Genomic DNA, 18,342 nt, shown 5'->3' on the forward strand with positions numbered 1-18,342 from the left:
GCGCGCTGGCGCCAGCCTGCCTAAAGCGCACGTTCCGATCGCTGCGCCTATGCTGCGCAAGGCTTCCTTTTTCCTCAGCAACCCCACGATAGCGAGCAACCGACAATGCCCATCCTGCGAATGACCGATCTCGACCTGTCCGGCAAGCGTGTGCTGATCCGGCAAGACCTCAACGTGCCGATCGACGACAACGGCCAGATCACGTCCGAGCAGCGCATCCTGGCCTCGGTGCCGACGCTGCGCCATGCGCTCGAGCAGGGCGCAGCGGTGATGGTGACCTCGCACCTGGGCCGGCCCAAGGAAGGCGTGTGGACGCAGGCCGATTCGCTGGCGCCGGTCGCCGCGCGGCTGGCCGCGCTGCTCGGCACCGAGGTGCCGCTGCTGCGCGATTGGGTCGACGGCGTGGAGGTGCAGCCGGGCCAGATCGTGCTGCTGGAGAATTGCCGCATGAACCTTGGCGAGGGCAAGGACGACGAGGCGCTGGCGCAGAAATATGCGGCGCTGTGCGACGTGTTCGTGATGGATGCGTTCGGCACCGCGCACCGCGCGCAGGCGTCCACCCACGGCGTGGTCAGGTTCGCGCCGGTGGCGGCCGGCGGCCCGCTGCTGATGGCCGAGCTGGACGCGCTGGCCAAGGCGCTGCAGCACCCGGCCAAGCCGCTGCTGGCGATCGTCGCCGGCAGCAAGGTCTCCACCAAGCTGGAGTTGCTGTCGAACCTGGTCGACAAGGTCGAGCAGCTGATCGTCGGCGGCGGCATCGCCAATACCTTCATCGCCGCGGCCGGCCACCCGGTCGGCAAGTCGCTGTGCGAGCCGGACCTGCTCGACACCGCGCGCAAGATCGTCGCCGACGCCAATGCGCGCGGCGCGGCGATCCCGTTGCCCACCGACGTGGTGGTGGCCAAGCAGTTCCTGCCCGACGCCGAAGCCACGGTGAAGGCGCTGGCCGACGTCGCCGCCGACGACCTGATCCTGGACATCGGCCCGCAGACCGCCGCGCACTACGCCGACCTGATCGCCAAGGCCGGCACCGTGGTCTGGAACGGCCCGGTCGGCGTGTTCGAGTTCGATGCGTTCGGCCACGGCACCGAAACCCTGGCGCGCGCCATCGCCGCCTCGCCGGCGTTCTCCATCGCCGGCGGTGGCGACACCCTGGCTGCGGTCGACAAGTACGGCATCGCCGGGCAGGTGAGCTACATCTCCACCGGCGGTGGCGCCTTCCTGGAATTCCTGGAAGGCAAGACCCTGCCGGCGGTGGCGGCGCTGCAGGCGCGCGGCGCGTGAGCGCGAGCACCCTGTTCTTCGACCTGGACGGCACTCTGGTCGATTCGGAGGCCGGCATCGTCGGCAGCATCCGCCATGCGTTCGCCGAACTCGGGCGCCCGGCGCCCGAGCCGCAGCAACTGCGCGGCTGGATCGGGCCGCCGTTGCGCGACAGCTTCAAGGACTATTTCCCCGGCGACCAGTCGCTGGCCGCGCAGGCGCTGGCGCTGTACCGGGAGCGCTACGACGCGCAGGGCTGGCGCGAGCACACCGTGTTCCCGGAGGTTGGCGCGGCGGTCGCGGCATTGGCCGCGGCCGGCCATCGCTTCGCGGTGGTGACCTCGAAGAACGAACGCTTCGCCCGGCGCATCGTCGCGACGCTGCCGTTCGCCGCGCACTTTGAGGAGATCGTCGGCGCCAGCGACGACGGCCAGCGCCGCTTCAAGCCGGACCTGATCGCCGAGGCCCTGCAGCGATTGTCGCTACAGCCGGCGCAATGCGTGATGCTCGGCGACCGGCGCATGGACATCGAGGGCGCCAACCACCACGGCATGCGCAGCATCGGCGTGCTGTGGGGCTTCGGCGATGCAGCCGAGCTGCGCCAGGCCGGCGCCAGCGCGCTGGCCGAGGTGCCGGCGCAGTTGCCGGCGCTGCTTGCTTGAGGGCTGGGAACGGGGGAATGGGGATGCGTAAAAGCGGAGCCGCTGCGGAACTTATGTGATGCCGGCCTGCTTCGCGTGCGTGGGGTGGAGCGCCAGACCGCCATGTGGCGCGTCTGATCGGCGGCTGGCGGCTGTGCCTGACAGCGCAGGGAACGGCGCAAGCGCGGTGAGTCCGGGCTTGTCTGGCACGCGGGCTGGTGCTGGCCAGGCAGCACTGGCGCGGCGTCGAGTCCGCATACTGTCCCGCATTGTCTGCAGGACATGCGCGCATCCGCGGCGGCCTATGTCGATTCGCCATCCTGCCGTCGCAGTGCCTGTGCTAATTTTGACCGCTTTTCCAGGGAACGACGTCTCATGATCGAACGCCAGCGCCGCACCAAGATTCTCGCCACCCTCGGCCCGGCCACGGATCCGCCCGGCGTACTCGAGGACCTGTTCCGCGCCGGCGTCAACGTCGTGCGCCTGAATTTCTCCCACGGCGACCCGTCCGGCCAGGCCAAGCGTGCCGCCGAAGTGCGCGCTGCCGCGCAGCGCGTGGGCAGCGAAGTGGGCATCCTCGCCGACCTGCCGGGGCCGAAGATCCGCATCGAGCGCTTCGCCGCCGGCAAGGTGGCGCTGAAGGCCGGCGCGCGCTTCGACCTGGTCGCCGATCCAAACGCGCCGGCCGGCGACGAGCACCAGGTCGGCGTCAGTTACCTGGGCCTGCCCAACGACGTCAAGCCTGGCGACGTGCTGCTGCTCGACGACGGCCTGCTGCAGTTGCAGGTGGTCGAAGTCGATGGCGCGCGCATCGTCAACACCGTGCTCAACGACGGCATGCTGTCCGACCGCAAGGGCCTGAACAAGCAGGGCGGCGGCCTGTCGCTGGGCGCGCTGACCGAGCGCGACAAGGAGCTGATCGGCATCGTCGCCAAGATCGGCGTGGACTTCATCGCGGTATCGTTCTGCCGCAACGCGCAGGACATGCACGACGCGCGCCGCATCGCCCGCGAGCACGGTTGCGAGGCCGCGCTGGTGTCCAAGATCGAGCGCACCGAGGCGATCGAGAACCTGAGCGAGATCGTCGAGGCCAGCGACGTGGTGATGGTCGCGCGCGGCGACCTGGGGGTGGAGATCGGCGATGCCGAACTGCCCGGCCTGCAGAAGAAGATCATTCGCGAGTCGCTGGCGCAGAACAAGGTGGTGATCACCGCCACGCAGATGCTGCAGTCGATGGTCGAGAATCCCATCCCGACCCGCGCCGAGGTGCTGGACGTGGCCAATGCGGTGATCGACGGCACCGATGCGGTGATGCTGTCGGCCGAGACCGCCGCCGGCGCCTACCCGGTCAAGGCGGTGCAGGCGATGGCCCGCATCTGCCTGGGCGCCGAGCGCCAGTTCGAGATGGACACCGACTTCGAGGCCGCGCAGCGCAACCTCGAGCGCGCCGACCAGGCGATCGCAATGGCGACGATGTTCCTGTCCGAGCACATCGGCCTGAGCGGCGTGGTCACCCTGACCGAATCCGGCGGCACCCCGCGCTTCCTGTCGCGATTCCGCTCGAAGATGCCGATCTACGCGTTCACCCGCCACGACGGCGCGCGCCGCGGCATGGCGATGATGCGCGGCGTGTTCCCGATCAACTTCGACAGCCGCGGCCTGACCCCGCGCGAAGCGGCGCGCGCGGCGATCCGCCTGCTGGTCGAGGCCGAGCGCATGGGCCCCGGTGACCGCGTGGTGTTCACCAGCGGCGAGCACATGGAAACCCACGGCGCGACCAACACGCTGCGCCTACTCGAGGTCGGCCCGGACGGCCGCGCCAGCGGCCTGGGCGAGCTGTAACCGCAGCGGCGCACTGCTCTACGCCGCTGCACGACCGCGCGCTGCCTGTACAGCGCGCGGTTTTTTTTGCCTGTCCGCGCGTTCGGCCGCTCGTTCGCCAGCACGCGGTAGTGCGTGTGCGGTCGCGCGTTGCGTCTACCGGATGGAAACGGTTGCAAGCATTTCGTGAAGAAATCGGTAGCGTTTGCCGCGATATACTTACGGCTTCCCCGTCCCGTGCCACAGGAATTCCATGAGCATCGAACAGCTTGCCGAAACCGCACAGGCGATGGTCGCCCCGGGCAAGGGCATCATCGCGATCGACGAATCCACCAGCACGATCGCCAAGCGCTTCGCCAGCGTCGGCATCGAGAACGTCGAAGAGAACCGCCGCGCGTATCGCGAGCTGCTGCTGACCACGCCGAAGCTGGGCGACCACATCTCCGGCGCGATCCTGTACGACGAGACCATCCGCCAGAAGACCAGGGACGGCGTGCCGTTCCCGAAGTACATGGCCGAGCACGGCATCATTCCCGGGATCAAGGTCGACAAGGGGACGCATCCGCTGGCCGGCATGCCCGGCGAACTGATCACCGAAGGCCTGGACGGCCTACGCGCGCGCCTTGAGGAGTACTACAAGCTCGGCGCGCGCTTCGCCAAGTGGCGCGCGGTGATCACCATCGGCGAGGACACCCCGTCGGGCGTGTGCATCGAGACCAACGCGCATGCGCTGGCGCGCTACGCGGCGCTGTGCCAGGAGCAGGGCCTGGTGCCGATGGTGGAGCCGGAGGTGCTGATGGACGGCAACCACGATATCGAGACCTGCTACGAGGTCACCGAAGCCACGCTGCGTTCGTTGTTCGGCGCGCTGTACGAGCAGAACGTAGTGCTGGAAGGCACCATCCTGAAGGCCTCGATGGTCATCGCCGGCAAGGACTGCGACGAGCAGGCCAGCGTCGAGGAAGTGGCCGAGTCCACCGTGATGTGCCTGAAGAGCACGGTGCCGGCGATCCTGCCGGGCATCGTGTTCCTGTCCGGCGGGCAGACCGATGAGCAGTCCACCGCGCATCTCAATGCGATGAATCAGATCGGCACCCTGCCGTGGCCGCTCAGCTTCTCCTACGGCCGCGCGATGCAGCAGGCCGCGCTGAAACTGTGGGCGCAGGACATGAAGGGCAACGTCGCCAAGGCGCAGCAGGTGGTCTACGAGCGCGCCAAGGAAAACGGCCTGGCCGCACTGGGCAAGTGGCAGGACTGAGGCCCGCATAGAAGCGCACGAAAACGCCGGCATCGCCGGCGTTGTCGTTTTGTAGCCCGTCTTTTGCGAGCGCAGGCGTCGCAGGGGCGGATGGGGGGCGGATGCAGGCGGTATAAATCGATGCCCAGCTGGCGGCCTGCAGTTCGCAATCGACGGCGCCGCTTCGGCCGCGGCATGTGCCACTTCCGTGGTAGTTCGCATACTCGGTGGCAGAGTCAGGCAAGCGGACGTTCGCCGCTCATGTCCCTTCGTAAAAAAATGATGCTACCCATGCAAAAAATCGTCGCGCGCAATTCTTATGTCTCGCCCCAGGACGTTTCAGCGGACAGAAGCGGTGACGCCACACACGTCCATGACACATCATCCAGCGCATTCACTCACGGGGCCGAAGATGCGTTGGCGCCCTTGTTGCCTCGTTTCGACCACCCCAAGAGGCGCGAAACCCGGCACGAGCCGCTGCCTCTCGGTGCGCCCGAACGTTCCAGAACGAGGGAGAGGAAGAGCGTTGAACAGCGCGGCGCCGAGCTTGCCGGGAGAAGCCAATCGGTCGACCGCGGGCTATGCGCAAGCAGCCGTGCCGGCGGCACGGACGTCGATGCAGTCCTCAACAACTACAGGGTCGCGGAGCTGAGAGGCGCCAACGCGAGGCAGGCCTGTATGGGCTTTGCCGTGCAATGGTTGGGCGTTCGTGGGCAAGGCGAGCCTGCTAGCAGGATTTTATCGCTGAACGCTGATGAAGCTGAGAACATTCAATATGCATACGAAGACGCCGCCGAATCGGCAGGTGGAAACCGGGAGCAGCGAGAAGACGCCCGGATCGCAGCGCGACAGAGGATTCTTGTCTCTCGCGGACTGCAGCCGATGGGCCAGTCTGCGATGTTCCATGTAAGTAGGCAAACAGACGCGCTGGCCCACATTGCGCGCGAACGCCAGGCATGTCTGGTCAGCTTGTGCTTCGATTGCAGCGGGAAGCGTGTTCGGCACGCTGTGGCCACTTCGAGCGCTGGCGGCAATGTCTCGCTTTTTGACCCCAACTACGGTGAATTCTCGTCGAGCGCTGCAGGGTTGCCAGATATGTTCGAGGGGCTGATGGCGAGATACGGGAGTCGAATGAATGGGTACCTCGAACTTGAAAGCATGGTCATACAGGGGGTGGCGTAGGCACGCTCCAGCGACACCTACGAAAAGACGGCTGCTGATCTTGCCGCTCGCACCGGCAACCCCATTGCTTGTCGCATTGGTGCGCGCGCTTGCCTTCGCCTGCACGGCTCATTGAGCAGGGGAAGCGCTCCGGTAGCGCCTGCTGCCTGAGCGGATCGCGGGGGCATGCCTTTGCCGGTAAGGCTCAGGCCACCTGCGGCTGCGCCGCCTGCAGCAAGGACACCTGCATCAACGCTTGCTGATAGGCCTTGTAGGCCGCATCGCTGTAGGCGACCAGGATCACCCGCTTCGGCACCGCATGCGCGCGCTGCCAGGCGGTGGTTTCGGCCACCGAGATGCGCGCGGCCTGGTGCAGCGGGTAGCCGTACACGCCGCAGCTGATCGCCGGGAACGCCACCGAATGCAGGCCCAGTTGTTCGGCCAGGCGCAGCGAGCGCCAGTAGCAGTTGCCGAGCAGGGCCGGCTCGTCGTGGGCGCCATCGCGCCATACCGGGCCGACGGTATGCAGCACGTGCCGCGCCTTGAGCCGGTGCCCGGCGGTGGCGCGGACTTCGCCGACCGGGCAGCGCACGCCGGGCTTGAGTTCCGGCAGGCGCAGGCACTCTTCCAGCAGCTGAGGGCCGGCGGCGCGGTGTATCGCCCCGTCCACGCCGCCACCGCCGAGCAGGGATTCGTTGGCGGCGTTGACGATGGCGTCCACGTCCAGTTCGGTGATGTCGCCTTGCCAGATTTCGATTTTCATGCCGGGATCTTTATGGGATTCCAATGACGGAAACGTGATGAACAGGGGGTTCGCGCTGGACCGACACAACGGCGGCTTCACTGGCGAACGGCAAGACTGCGATGTCTCCATCTCAGCGCCTGCGACATGAACCGCACCCAGCCCTCACCCGCCATCGCCGAGGCCCTGGCGCGTGGCGAGATCATCAAGGCAATCAAGCTGTTGCGCGCGCAGAGCGGCATGGACCTGGGCAGCGCCAAGCGGCAGGTGGACGCATGGCTGCGTGCCGGGGCGGCGCAGACGGTCGCGGAGATGCTCGAGCGGCATGCCGGCGCCCCCCAGACTTCAGTAGGTGCATCGACCGGGGCGCATCGGCTGCCGCCGGCGGCCTTGCTGGCGCTGGGCCAGGGACGCCTGCTGCAGGCGATCAAGCTGACCCGCGAGCAGCATCCGGGCATGCAGCTGCGCGAGGCCAAGGCACTGGTCGAGCGCTACCGCGACCGCAGTGCGCCGCGCGTTGGGACGCTGCCGACCGTGGCCGGCGGCGATCGCCCCGGCGCATGGCTGTGGCGCATGCTGGTGCTGGTGCTGGTGCTGGTGCTGGTGCTGGTACTGGTCGCCGCCGTGGCGTTCTGGTGGCTGCGCGGTGGCTGATGTGGGAGTCGATCTTATAAGGTCGCGGGATAGGAGGCTCGCCGACGCCAGCGCGGTTGCGATCCAGCGCGATGTATCCGATGCGCCGTGCGGCACCGCCTATAGTCAGCGCCGCATCTGCGCGCACTTAGCGCGCGTAGGCACTGCCGAAGCGCTCGCGTAAGCGCGCTTCCTCGAACGGGATCAGCACCCGCTGCAGCGCCAGCAGCGGGAGCGGCAGCAGCGGGTTGCGGCTCTAGCGGTAGGGGCCATGCACGACCAGGCTGGACGGATCGCGTTCGGGCAGCACGGTGGTGCGCCGTTGCACGAACAGCGCCAGGCACAGCAGCGACAACAGCAGCCAGGTAGCGGCCACCACGCCGCCGGCCAGTTGCATCCAGGCCAGCGCACGGCCTTGCGGCAGCGGCAGCGCCTGTTGCAGCCACGCGCCGATGAGCATGGCGGCAAGGAAATGCATGGGCGATGTCGTGCGCACCAGCAGCGGGATGGGGTCGGGCTGGTCGCGCCGCTGTTCGCCTGTTTGATCGCTCAACGCTGCTTCTCCCGTCCTCAGGTCTGCGTGTAGCGTCACTACAGCGCGCCGCGGGCCAGGCATGGCCCGGGCGATGGTTCGCGGCGACAATGCGGCAGGTCTTGTGGGCGCGCCTACGCTTTGCGTGCTGTGCAGCCGCGGCGCAATGGTGTTCACTTGAGCCGCGGTACATGCCGCGCCGGTCCGCGGCCGTTCCTTCTTTCTCCAACACACATTCCATGTCCTCTCCCGTCTCCGCGTCCGCTGGTTCCCCCGTTCCGCGCCGCCGCGTCATCCTCGAAGACGATATCGACGGTTTCACGCCCGCGCAGCTGCTGTTGCTGCAATCGCCGGAGGTCGAGGTGCTCGGCATCTCGGTGGTCAGCGGCAACATCTGGCGCGACGAGGCGCTGGCGCACACGCGCCGCCTGCTGGAAATCGCCGGCCGCGGCGAGGTGCCGGTGCTGCCCGGGCCGGTGCACCCGTTGCTCAACAGCGAGCTGGCCACCGAGCGCTGGGAAGCGCTGTACGGCAAACTGCTGTGGAAGGGCGCGTGGACCCGGCAATGGATCGAGCACGACACCGTGCAGAGTGCGCCGCGTTACCACGCGCACGACGTGGTGCCCGACCTGGCGCTGGGCAATCCGTCGGTGGTGCAGGCCGCCAGCGAGCCGGCGGCGTTGTTCATGATCCGCCAAGTGCGCCAATTCCCAGGCGAAGTCAGCATCGTCGCCACCGGTCCGTTGACCAATCTGGCGCTGGCGCAGCGGCTGGATCCGCAGTTCGCCTCGCTGGCCAGGGAACTGGTCTACATGGGCGGCAGCCTCAACCCGCGGCAGCGCCGCGACAGCGTGTCGGCGCGGCAGTTCGCGCGCGAGTTCGTCAATGCGCCGCGGCGCGAGTTCAATATCCGCTGGGACCCGGAAGCGGCGAGCATCGTGATGCGTTCGCCGTGGCGCAAGCTGGTGATGGTGCCGGTGGATCCGTCCACCGCCACCGAGTTGACCCCGCAGCTGCTGGCGCGGATGAGCGCCGCCGACACGCCGATCGGCCATGCGCTGCGCCGGCGCGAGCCGGGTTTCCCGCTATGGGACGAACTGGCCACGGCGCTGTGGCTGCAGCCGCAGCTGGCCACGGTCAGCGAGACGCTGTACATCGACGCCAATACCGAGTTCGGCCCCGGCTACGGCGACATCCTGTCATGGGCGCCGGGCTACCAGCCCGGCCTAGGCGAACAGGCGCAACAGGTGGTGCGCGAGGTCGATGTGGAGGCGCTCGAACGCCTGCTGGTGGAGCGTCTGACCGCGCCGCAGCCGCCAGCGCTGGGCGTGCCGCTGCCGGGCTGAGGCGCTTACCTCGGCCACCGCGGCATCCGCGGCACCGATCTGAACGTCATAACCGCGTACAACGCGGTGAGCCATGCGCCGTAGCCAGGCACGCCGCTTGTGCAAGCGCGCTAGCGTGGCTGCTGCTGCCGCGTGTAGGCCTTGACGTCATCGAGGGTGATGCGACCGTTGTGCAGGCGGTCGATCCGCTCGAAGTTCTGCACGATGTAGCCCATGCCGCCGCTGAGTGCCTGCTGCTTGTTGATCGCCGCGCCGTGCGCCAGGCTGCCATCCGTGTCCAGGGCGGCTTCCAGGCGTCGCTGCGCTTCGTCCTCCAATGCATCGCCGCTAGTGGTCGTCTGCGCTGCGCTGTCGGCCACGCTGGATCGTGCGGACGGCGCAAAAGGGCCGTCGATGCCGCGGTGCGGGGCCGTCGCCGGCGCGATCTCTGCGACGGACTGGATGGGCAGGGTCTGCGCTGTGGCGGCACTTGTCAGGAGCACGAGCAGGGCGGGAAAATAGCGGCAATACATGCGGTAACACATGATGATGGGGATCCTTGGCTGTAGGAAGCGGGTCGCGGCTGCAACGCCATTCAATGGGTAGCGGCGTCGGCGGGCGTGGCCGTGCCGACGCCACGGTTGTCCGGCCAGGGCGAATCCAGCAGGGCTAGCGGGATGGCATCGCGGATGTGCCTGCCGGCGTAGTAATCGCGCAGATCGGCCTGCATCTTCGGCCGCGAGTTATCGTCCAGGTAAATCATGTGCCCGCCGGCGTAGTTGCTGACCATGACGTCGGCCTTCAGGCCGCGGATGGTGCGCAGCCGTGCCAACTGTTTTTCGGTGGCGTAGAAAGGCGTGGCCAGGTCGTGGTAGCCGCTGAGCGCCAGGACCTTCAGTGCCGGATTGAGCCGCAGCACGCCGAGCAGGTCTGGAATGGTGTCCGGTAAGACCTTGCCGGCGTGGGAGAAGTCCCACTGGTCGATCGTGTCCATGTTCAACGAGACGTAGCTGGCGTTGGGCGCGCTGAAGCCGAGGTAGTCGGGGAACTGCCGCTGCAGCGCGTTGCTCAGCGGGCGTTCGATCAGCACGCTGGAAGGGTCGTCATCCTGCTTGAGCCGCGGATCGTCGTTGCGCAGGCTGGTGCGGCCGTCGTAGCGACCGATCTTGCTGCCTGGCAGCAGCCCATCGGCGAAGGGCTGGGTGCTGAAGTAGCCGCGCAAGGCCTGCGTGTTGAGGCCGGACAGCGCCCGCCACCGCTCCAGGACCGCGTCGCTCGGCAATACCGGCTTGCCCAGCAAGGTGGGAAAGCCGTACTGGCTCAACGTCCAGCTCGGCCCGTAGCGCTGGAACTCGTTGTGCACGACGCTCACGAAGGCACGCATCTGCAGCGCATAGAACTCGTCGCTGGCGCTGACCTCGGTCTGCCGATGATAGGCAGCGGACGCTGCGTAGCTGGGAAGGTAGTCGGCGATCGTATCGCCGCTGTACTTCATTCCCTTGGCGTAGTCCGGGTAGTAGGCCGATCCGCTGAACGTCGAATCGCTGAAGTAATTGAGGATCGACGATTGCAGCACGATGCCGGTGAGGTGCACGCCGGCCGATTCCAGCGCCAACGCCAACATATCGGTGCGTGCGGTGCCATACGATTCTCCATACAGGTACAACGGCGCGTCCTGGCGCGGGTTGACCTGCAGATAGCGGCGAATGAAGTCGCGCATGACCCGCACATCGCTGTCGCACCCCCAGAAACTGCGGTTGGTGTTGGGCAGTATCGCTTCGGACAGGCCGGTGCCGGGCGGGTCGATGAATACCATGTCGGTGTTGGCGATCAGGCTTTCGGCGTTCTCGACCATCGGGTAGTTGGGCCAGCTGCCGAAGGCCGGTTCAGCGGTGGCCAGCCGCGTCGGTGCGAACGAGCCCAGGCGCAGCAGCGCCGCGGCGGACCCGGGGCCGCCGTTGTAGAAGAACGTCACTGGTCTCGGTTTGCCGTCCTGTGACGCTGCGCTATACGCCACATAGGACATCGAGGCCTGCGGCCGCCCGGACGCATCCCGCGCGATCAGGTGGCCGGTGCGGGTGGTGTAGGCGAGCGCCGGTTTCCCTGCGTGCCAGATATGGTGCATCAGCGCCGAACGCTCGTTGGCCACGCTGGGATCCAGGCCCGCATCGGCCTTGGAGGAATAGGCGATGCGATCGACATAGGGGCTGTCCGTCGCTTTCGCGAGCTGCTGCGCGTAAGCGGGCAGCTGGGCGCCGGCGAGCAGCACAGCACCGGCGAGCAGGCGGCCGGTGGCGGCAAGCGATATGCGCCAGCAAGCGGCGCGAGCATTGCGATACATCATGACGGATCCTTGCGAACGGGAGAGGGCGCTGCGCCATCCAGACGCTGGCGCTCGTACCTCGAGCGCGGGACGGAATTAGCCGCAGGTGCTTCGATCGACATGTCGCAGGACATGCGGCCGCTCTGTATCCCGGAAATGGTTTCAGGGCTGTACTCGGGTGGCGCTGCGCAGCGTGCCCGGATCCGCTGATCCTTGATGAGAGCCTTTCGTCATTTATCGTATGTGTCTCGTTCCCGGTGCGCGACGCAGGCGTGTTCCAAGGGCGCGCGGAGGCCATCGGCGGTTGCCGCTTGCGGCGAGCGCTCGGGTGTCTGCGCGCGCATGAGAAAGTCAGGGTTTCGCGCGCTTCGGAACACTGTGCGCAGATGGCATTGCCGCTGTCCGTTGCTTGCGGCGCGGCCGCGAGCCGGCCGCAGCCCGGCGTCGCGTTCGAGGCGATTGCGCGGCATCCGCGGCGCGCGCAGGCCGGCCCGGACTGGCGGCGTTACGGCAGCCCGGCCAGCCAGTCGTCGTCTGAGCCTTCGTTGATGTCGGCGAACAGCGGGGTGGAAAAGTAGCGTTCGCCAGTGTCGGGCAGCATGGTCAGGATCACCGAGCCGGGTGCCGCGGTCTCGGCCACGCGCAGCGCGGTGGCCACGGTGGCGCCCCCGGAGATGCCGGTGAAGATGCCTTCCTCGGCGGCGAGGCGGCGCGACACGGAGATCGCATCGGTGTCCTCCACGCTCAGCACCTCGTCGTAGACCTCGCGGTTGAGCACCTCGGGCACGAAGTCCGGGGTCCAGCCCTGGATCTTGTGCGGCTTCCACTCTTGGCCCTGCAGCAGGGCCGCGCCGGCCGGCTCGGTGGCGATGATGCGCACCTCCGGACGCGCCACCCGCAGCACTTCGCCGACGCCGGTGAGGGTGCCGCCGGTCCCCCAGCCGCTGACGAAATGGTCGAGCCGGCGGCCGGCGAAATCGCGCAGGATTTCCGCGGCGGTGGTGCTGCGGTGGTAGGCGGGGTTGGCCGGATTGGCGAACTGCCGGGCCAGGAACCAGCCGTGCTGCTGGGCCAGTTCCTCGGCCTTGCGCACCATGCCGCTGCCGCGCTCGGCGGCCGGGGTCAGGATCACCTTGGCGCCGTACGCGCGCATCAGCTTGCGGCGCTCGATCGAGAACGTCTCCACCATCGTCGCCACGAACTTGTAGCCGCGCGCGGCGGCGACCATCGCCAGGGCCACGCCGGTGTTGCCGGAGGTGGCTTCGACGATGGTGTCGCCGGGCTTGAGCAGGCCCTTGGCCTCGGCGTCGAGCACGATCGCCAGCGCCAGCCGGTCCTTGACCGAGCCGCCGGGATTGAACGCCTCGACCTTGACGTACAGGCTCACGTGTTCGGGCGGCAGGCGGTGCAGCTTGACGATCGGGGTGTGGCCGATGGTGTCGAGGATGTTGTCGTAGATGGCCATGCGCAGAGTCTCCGGAACGGGATGCGAGTCAAGCGGCGTGGGCCAGGGTAGGCACGGCCGGCGCCGGGGAAGGTGAGGGCGGTGCGGGCAGCGGCGCGGCGCCGAACCAGTGCAGATCGGTCGCCAGCGCGGCCACCTCGCCCAGGATCAGCAGCGCCGGCGAACCAACCTGGTGCGCGCGGGCGGTGTCGGGCAGGTCGGCGAGCGTGCCGACGACCACGCGCTGTTCCGGGCGCGAGCCGTTTTCCACCAGCGCGAACGGGGTGTCGGCGGCGCGGCCGGCGCGCAGCAGGCGCTCGCGCACCGTGTCCAGCCCGGCCACGCCCATGTACACCGCCAGGGTCTGCCGTTCCTGCGCCAGCGCGGCCCAGTCCAGCGTGTCGAACGATTGCTTGCAGTGCGCGGTGACCAGGCGCAGCGACTGCGCATGCGCGCGGTGGGTCAGCGGGATGCCGGCGTAGGCCGCGCAGGCCAGCGCCGCGGTGATGCCCGGCACCACCGCGTAGGGCACGCCGTGCGCGCGCAGATATTCCAGTTCCTCGCCGCCACGGCCGAACACGAACGGATCGCCGCCCTTCAGTCGCACCACACGGCGGCCGCGTCGCGCATGCTCCAGCATCAGCGCGTGGATCTGCTCCTGGCGCACGCTGTGGCCGCTGGCCGACTTGCCGACTTCGATCCGTTCGGCGGTGCCTGGCAGCAGGTTCAGGATCGCGGCGCTGACCAGGCGGTCGTGCAGCACCACCTCGGCATTGCGCAGCGCGTGCAGCGCGTTGAGCGTCAGCAGGCCGGGATCGCCGGGGCCGGCGCCGACCAGGGTCACCGTGCCGGGACGCAGCGCTTGCGCCTGCGCCGTCGTGGCGGGCGCGCTGGCACTGTCGCCGGCGGCGTCGGCCACCGTGGGTGCGGCGAGCGCATCGGTGGTGCCAGGCGCGGCCTGCGCCAACACCCGTTGCGCGGCGGCGGCTTGCAGCGCCAGCCGGTTCAGCACTGGCTCGTCGCTGGCGGCGATCAGGTAGCACACCGTGTCCAGCCAGGCGGGGTCGAAGCGGCCGCGCAACCATTGCACGCGTCCGGCCTCGGCCCAGGCCAGCAGCGTCGCGGTCAGCGTCGGCGCGCCCAGCCGCGGCGCGGCGCCGGCCGCGAGCAGCGCCTGTACCTGGCCCTCGGCGGCGGCACCGCCGCCGACCACCAGCACGGGCCGCTCGCGCAGGTCCGGATACAACGCAATCGGGGCAGGGCTCACGGCGGTGGCGATACAGGAAGCAGGAGGAAGCGGTGACCGTAGCGCCGGCTTATAGCCTTCGGAAATGACTTCATGCAGCTGCCAGATAGCTTTCGGTTATAAGGTAGACGGCCCATTTCCACTACAGTCGTGGCTGCTTCCGCCAGGCGGCGCCTCGCCCTCGCTCCGATGACGCTGACCCAACTCCGCTACCTCGTCGCCATCGCCGATGCCGATCTCAACATCACCCTTGCGGCGGCGCGCGTGCACGCCACCCAGCCGGGATTGTCCAAGCAGCTCAAACAGCTGGAGGACGAACTCGGCTTCCTGCTGTTCGTGCGCAAGGGCCGCAGCCTGGAGACGGTGACCCCGGCCGGCCGCGAAGTGATCGAGCGCGCCCGTGCGGTGCTGGCCGAGGCCAACAACATCCGCACCTACGCCGCCAACCAGCGCCGCGAGAGCCAGGGCCAGCTGACCCTGACCACCACCCATACCCAGGCGCGCTTCGTGCTGCCGCCGGCGGTGGCGCAGATCAAGCTGGCGTATCCGCAGGTCAGCGTGCACCTGCAGCAGGCCGCCGAGAGTGCGGCGCTGGACCTGCTCAGCCAGGGCGATGCCGACATCGCCATCGTCAGCACCGCCGGCAGCGAGCCCGGCGCCGGCATCGCGGTGCCGCTATACCGCTGGCGGCGGCTGGTGCTGGTGCCGCGCGGGCATGCGCTGGACGTGTCCAAGCGGGTGCCGGACATGGCTGCGCTGGCGGTGCAACCGCTGATCAGCTACGAATCCTCGACCCGGCCCGGCTCCTCGCTGCAGCGTGCCTTCGCCCGGCTCGGGCTGGAGCCGAGCATCGCCCTGACCGCACTCGACGCCGACCTGATCAAAACCTATGTGCGCGCCGGCCTCGGCGTCGGCCTGCTCGCGGAGATGGCGGTGCATGCCGGCGACACCGACCTGCGCGCCTGGCCGGCGCCGCCGGAGATTCCCGACTGCATCGCCTGGGCGGTGCTGCCGCGCGACCGCGTGCTGCGCGACTACGCGCTGGAACTGGTGCACGTGCTGGCGCCGCAGATCGATACCCGCGACCTGCGCCGGGTCATGGAAGGCAACCAGGAGCCTGACTGGCCGCCGCCGCCGACCTGGGAAGCACTGACCCAGACCATCACCAGCTGAGCGGCGGCGCCATGGCATCTTCGGCGATCCTGGCCTGATCTGGGGGCCGCTCCGGTCCGGCGGCATCCGTATCGGCGATCGCCGATGGCGCGGCGCAAGCGGCGCGTTTGAGGCTGCGCGGATGCCGCGTACTGTAGAGCTTGCCATTGCCATCGGTGCGCGCGACCGCTACGTTGCGCTACGTCTTTTCCCCGCAACAAGGATGTCCATGCACCCCGTCCTCCAGCAGAACCTGTTCTTCGTCAAGGAGCAGGTTGGCATGTTCAAGGCCGCCAACAACTACGACGTGTTCGATCCGCAGAGCAACCAGCAGGTGCTCCAATGCCGCGAGCCGAACCTGGGCATCTTCACCAAGATCTTCCGTTTCAGCGACTACAAGCGCATGACCCCGTTCCAGGTGGAAGTGCGCACCCCGAACGGGCAGAAGGTGTTGACGGTCAAGCGCGGCTTCTCTCTGTTCCTGTCCAAGGTCGAAGTGCTGGACGAGCACGATCGCCTGGTCGGTTCCTTCAGCCAGAAATTCTTTTCCATCGGCGGCAAGTTCGACGTGCTCGATGCGCGCGAGAAGCTGGTGTGCACGCTGCGCGGCAAATGGACCAGCTGGGATTTCCGTTTCGTGCAGGGCGAGCGCGAACTGGCGCGGGTGTCCAAGAAGTGGGCCGGGCTGGGCAAGGAGCTGTTCACCTCGGCCGACAATTACATGCTCGCCATCGACAATGCTGTGCCGGCCGAGGACGACGTACGCATCCTGATCATGGCCGCGGTGCTGTGCATCGACATGGTGCTGAAGGAATAACCCGTATTGCCGCGCGGCGCCGTCGCACTCAGGCGTTCGGCGAGGTTGCCAGCGGCAGTGTCACCGAGAACCGGCTGCCCTGGCCCGGGCGGCTGCGCACTTCGACGCTGCAGCCCAGCGTTTCGGCGGTGCGGCGCACGATCCACAGCCCCAGGCCGAGGCCTTCGCTGCGCGGGTCGGCCTGGCGGAAGGCCTGGAACAGGTGGCGCAGGCTGTCGCCGTCCATGCCGATGCCGCTGTCGATGATCTCCACCACCACCTGGTCGCGGCGGCGCCGGCAGCCGATCAGCACCGAGCCGTGCTCGGTGTACTTGACCGCGTTGCCGAGCAGGTTGCCGATCAGCGTGGCCAGCAGCGCGGCGTGGCTGCGCACGCGCAGCGTGGTTGGCACGTAGCGCAGCCGCAGCCCCTTGGCCGCGGCCTGCGGTTGCCAGGTGTCCAGGATCGGGCCGAGCAGGTCGGCAAGGGCGACGTCGCGCAGCACCGGCAGGCTGTGCTCGCCGCCGGCGACCGCGCTGGCGGCCAGGTCGTCCAGGCCGCTGGCGACTTGGTTCAGCGCCTTGCGCGCGTCGTCCAGCGGCACGCCGCTGACCGCATCGAGCTGGCGCTGGACCTTGGCCAAGGCATACGCGGCGGTGCGCAGAGGGGCCTTCAGGTCGTGGCCGGCGATGGCCAGCAGGCGGCTGCGGTAGTGGTTGGATTCTTGCGCCAGGGCCAGCGCCTTGCGCAGTTCCAGTTGCGCCATCGCCTGCCGCGCCAGCGCGCGCAGCGCTTCGATCTGCTCGTAGGTCAGCTGCCGCGCGCGCCGGTCGAGCACGCACACGGTGCCCAGCGGCAGGCCATCGGAGGTCTTCAACAAGGCACCGGCGTAGAAATGCAGGCGTTCGGCGCCGGTGACCAGCGGGTTGCAGGCGAAGCGCGGATCCTCGCGCGTATCCGGCACTAGCAGCAGGTCGTCCTCGAGCAGCGCGTGCGCGCACAGCGAGGTCGCCAGTGGGGTTTCCCTGGTGCCCAGGCCGATCTCGCTCTTGAACCACTGCCGCTCGCTGTCGATCAGGTTGACCACCGCGATCGGGGTCTGGCAGATCATCGCGGCCAGGCGGGTGATGTCGTCGAACGCCGGCTCGCGCGGCGTGTCCAGGATCGCGTAGCTATGCAGCGCGTCCAGGCGCAGCGTTTCGTTGCCGGGCTTGGCGGCGCAATAGATCGGGCCGGCAGCGGATGCGACGGAAGACATGCGAAACGGCTCGGCGATGGTGAGTGTCTCAGTTTATGGTAACGATCACACATTTCAATGACACTGCCTTCACGCTGACGCAACGCTTGCAGGCGGTGCGGCGCCCGCCGCCCTCGCCAGGACATCGGTGTCTGGCAGGCGTTCGCTGTAGTGGCGCCAGGTCGCCGGTGAGCAGGGTGAACTTGAAACGTGTGCGCCACGCGTCTTACTGCAGCAGGATGTGTGGCGCGGGCGGCGCCCAGCGCCAGCGGCTCCGGGCGCACGCTTGCGAACGGGTCCAGCTTCTGCAGTGCGGACAGCTCAACCGACCCGGCGGCCGTCCGCATCGATCAGGGCTTCGCCGTCTTCCTTGGCGAAGGCGCCGCGCTGCGGCGAGGGCAGGATCTCCAGCACCGTTTCCGACGGCCGGCACAGGCGCGTGCCCAGCGCGGTGACCACGATCGGCCGGTTGAGCAGGATCGGGTGCTGCAGTATCGCGTCTAGCAGTGCGTCCTCGCTCAGTGTGGGGTCGCCCAGGCCAAGTTCGGCGTAGGGCGTGCCTTTCTGCCGCAGCGCCTCGCGCAGCGGAATACCCAGTGCCGCGATCAGCGCCTGCAGGGTGGCGCGGTCCGGCGGGGTCTTCAGGTAGTCGACCACGCTCGGTTCCGCGCCGCTGTTGCGGATCAGTCCTAGGACATTGCGCGAGGTGCCGCAGGCGGGGTTGTGGTAGATCGTGATGGCGCTCATCGGGGGACTCGGTGCGATTGGGGGGGCTCGGTGCGATAGCGC

General features: G+C 68.2%; 16 protein-coding genes and 1 pseudogene. 9 read left to right on the forward strand and 8 right to left on the reverse strand.

Features of this window, described 5'->3' with window-relative positions:
- Positions 1-105: 105 nt before the first annotated feature.
- From E4A48_RS01005 to E4A48_RS01025, 5 genes are all read left to right on the forward strand, one after another.
- Entirely contained in the window at positions 106-1,284 is a 1,179-nt protein-coding gene (locus E4A48_RS01005; RefSeq protein WP_039005847.1) for a phosphoglycerate kinase, read from the forward strand.
- Positions 1,281-1,925 carry an HAD-IA family hydrolase gene (locus E4A48_RS01010; RefSeq protein WP_039005846.1) on the forward strand — a complete coding sequence of 215 codons (645 nt, stop codon included), beginning with the start codon at positions 1,281-1,283 and terminating at the stop codon, positions 1,923-1,925. Before E4A48_RS01005 ends, E4A48_RS01010 begins: the two co-directional genes overlap by 4 nt.
- A 354-nt stretch (positions 1,926-2,279) precedes the next feature.
- Positions 2,280-3,746 carry a pyruvate kinase gene (gene pyk, locus E4A48_RS01015; RefSeq protein WP_039005845.1) on the forward strand — a complete coding sequence of 489 codons (1,467 nt, stop codon included), beginning with the start codon at positions 2,280-2,282 and terminating at the stop codon, positions 3,744-3,746.
- Positions 3,747-3,978: 232 nt separating this feature from the next.
- Entirely contained in the window at positions 3,979-4,983 is a 1,005-nt protein-coding gene (locus E4A48_RS01020; RefSeq protein ID WP_142741720.1) for a class I fructose-bisphosphate aldolase, read from the forward strand.
- Positions 4,984-5,253: 270 nt separating this feature from the next.
- The gene (locus E4A48_RS01025) at positions 5,254-6,144 is read left to right on the forward strand and encodes a YopT-type cysteine protease domain-containing protein (RefSeq protein WP_142741721.1); all 891 of its coding nucleotides are present in this window, start codon (positions 5,254-5,256) and stop codon (positions 6,142-6,144) included.
- Between the two features lie 184 nt (positions 6,145-6,328).
- Here E4A48_RS01025 and E4A48_RS01030 read toward each other — a convergent pair whose 3' ends face one another.
- On the reverse strand, positions 6,329-6,886 hold the full coding sequence (locus tag E4A48_RS01030; RefSeq protein ID WP_142741722.1) for an O-acetyl-ADP-ribose deacetylase: 558 nt from the start codon (positions 6,884-6,886) through the stop codon (positions 6,329-6,331).
- Positions 6,887-7,012: 126 nt separating this feature from the next.
- Here E4A48_RS01030 and E4A48_RS01035 point away from each other — a divergent pair, with 126 nt between their 5' ends.
- Positions 7,013-7,519, forward strand: coding sequence for a hypothetical protein (locus tag E4A48_RS01035; protein WP_142741723.1), 507 nt, complete (start codon positions 7,013-7,015; stop codon positions 7,517-7,519).
- Positions 7,520-7,624: 105 nt separating this feature from the next.
- On the opposite strand, the pseudogene E4A48_RS01040 reads toward E4A48_RS01035, so the two are convergent.
- A pseudogene (locus E4A48_RS01040) lies at positions 7,625-7,976 on the reverse strand (methyltransferase family protein).
- A 293-nt stretch (positions 7,977-8,269) separates the two neighbouring features.
- On the opposite strand from E4A48_RS01040, the gene E4A48_RS01045 reads away from it, so the two are divergent.
- Positions 8,270-9,376, forward strand: a complete 1,107-nt coding sequence (locus E4A48_RS01045; protein ID WP_142741724.1) for a nucleoside hydrolase — start codon at positions 8,270-8,272, stop codon at positions 9,374-9,376.
- A gap of 110 nt (positions 9,377-9,486) precedes the next feature.
- On the opposite strand, the gene E4A48_RS01050 is transcribed toward E4A48_RS01045, so the two are convergent.
- The 4 genes from E4A48_RS01050 to cobA form a co-directional block, all read right to left on the reverse strand.
- The gene (locus tag E4A48_RS01050) at positions 9,487-9,888 is read right to left on the reverse strand and encodes a hypothetical protein (protein ID WP_039005839.1); all 402 of its coding nucleotides are present in this window, start codon (positions 9,886-9,888) and stop codon (positions 9,487-9,489) included.
- Positions 9,889-9,950: 62 nt separating this feature from the next.
- Positions 9,951-11,696 carry a S10 family serine carboxypeptidase-like protein gene (locus E4A48_RS01055; protein ID WP_230812712.1) on the reverse strand — a complete coding sequence of 582 codons (1,746 nt, stop codon included), beginning with the start codon at positions 11,694-11,696 and terminating at the stop codon, positions 9,951-9,953.
- A gap of 487 nt (positions 11,697-12,183) precedes the next feature.
- The gene (cysK, locus tag E4A48_RS01060) at positions 12,184-13,143 is read right to left on the reverse strand and encodes a cysteine synthase A (RefSeq protein WP_142741725.1); all 960 of its coding nucleotides are present in this window, start codon (positions 13,141-13,143) and stop codon (positions 12,184-12,186) included.
- A gap of 28 nt (positions 13,144-13,171) precedes the next feature.
- Positions 13,172-14,389 (reverse strand): uroporphyrinogen-III C-methyltransferase, encoded by a 1,218-nt coding sequence (gene cobA / locus E4A48_RS01065; RefSeq protein WP_142741726.1) that lies wholly within the window; start codon positions 14,387-14,389, stop codon positions 13,172-13,174.
- 168 nt (positions 14,390-14,557) lie between these two features.
- Between cobA and E4A48_RS01070 the strand changes: the two genes are divergently transcribed.
- A complete protein-coding gene (locus E4A48_RS01070) occupies positions 14,558-15,541 on the forward strand; it encodes a LysR family transcriptional regulator (protein WP_142741727.1) in 984 nt (327 codons plus the stop codon).
- 208 nt (positions 15,542-15,749) lie between these two features.
- Positions 15,750-16,337, forward strand: coding sequence for a phospholipid scramblase-related protein (locus E4A48_RS01075; protein WP_039005833.1), 588 nt, complete (start codon positions 15,750-15,752; stop codon positions 16,335-16,337).
- Between the two features lie 28 nt (positions 16,338-16,365).
- Here the strand turns inward: E4A48_RS01075 and E4A48_RS01080 are convergent, their stop codons facing one another.
- Together E4A48_RS01080 and arsC are read right to left on the reverse strand one after the other, a co-directional pair.
- The gene (locus E4A48_RS01080; RefSeq protein ID WP_142741728.1) at positions 16,366-17,574 is read right to left on the reverse strand and encodes a sensor histidine kinase; all 1,209 of its coding nucleotides are present in this window, start codon (positions 17,572-17,574) and stop codon (positions 16,366-16,368) included.
- 300 nt (positions 17,575-17,874) lie between these two features.
- Entirely contained in the window at positions 17,875-18,300 is a 426-nt protein-coding gene (gene arsC, locus E4A48_RS01085; RefSeq protein ID WP_039005831.1) for an arsenate reductase (glutaredoxin), read from the reverse strand.
- Positions 18,301-18,342 lie beyond the last annotated feature (42 nt).

The organism is Xanthomonas translucens pv. cerealis (assembly GCF_006838285.1).
Lineage (GTDB): Bacteria > Pseudomonadota > Gammaproteobacteria > Xanthomonadales > Xanthomonadaceae > Xanthomonas_A > Xanthomonas_A cerealis.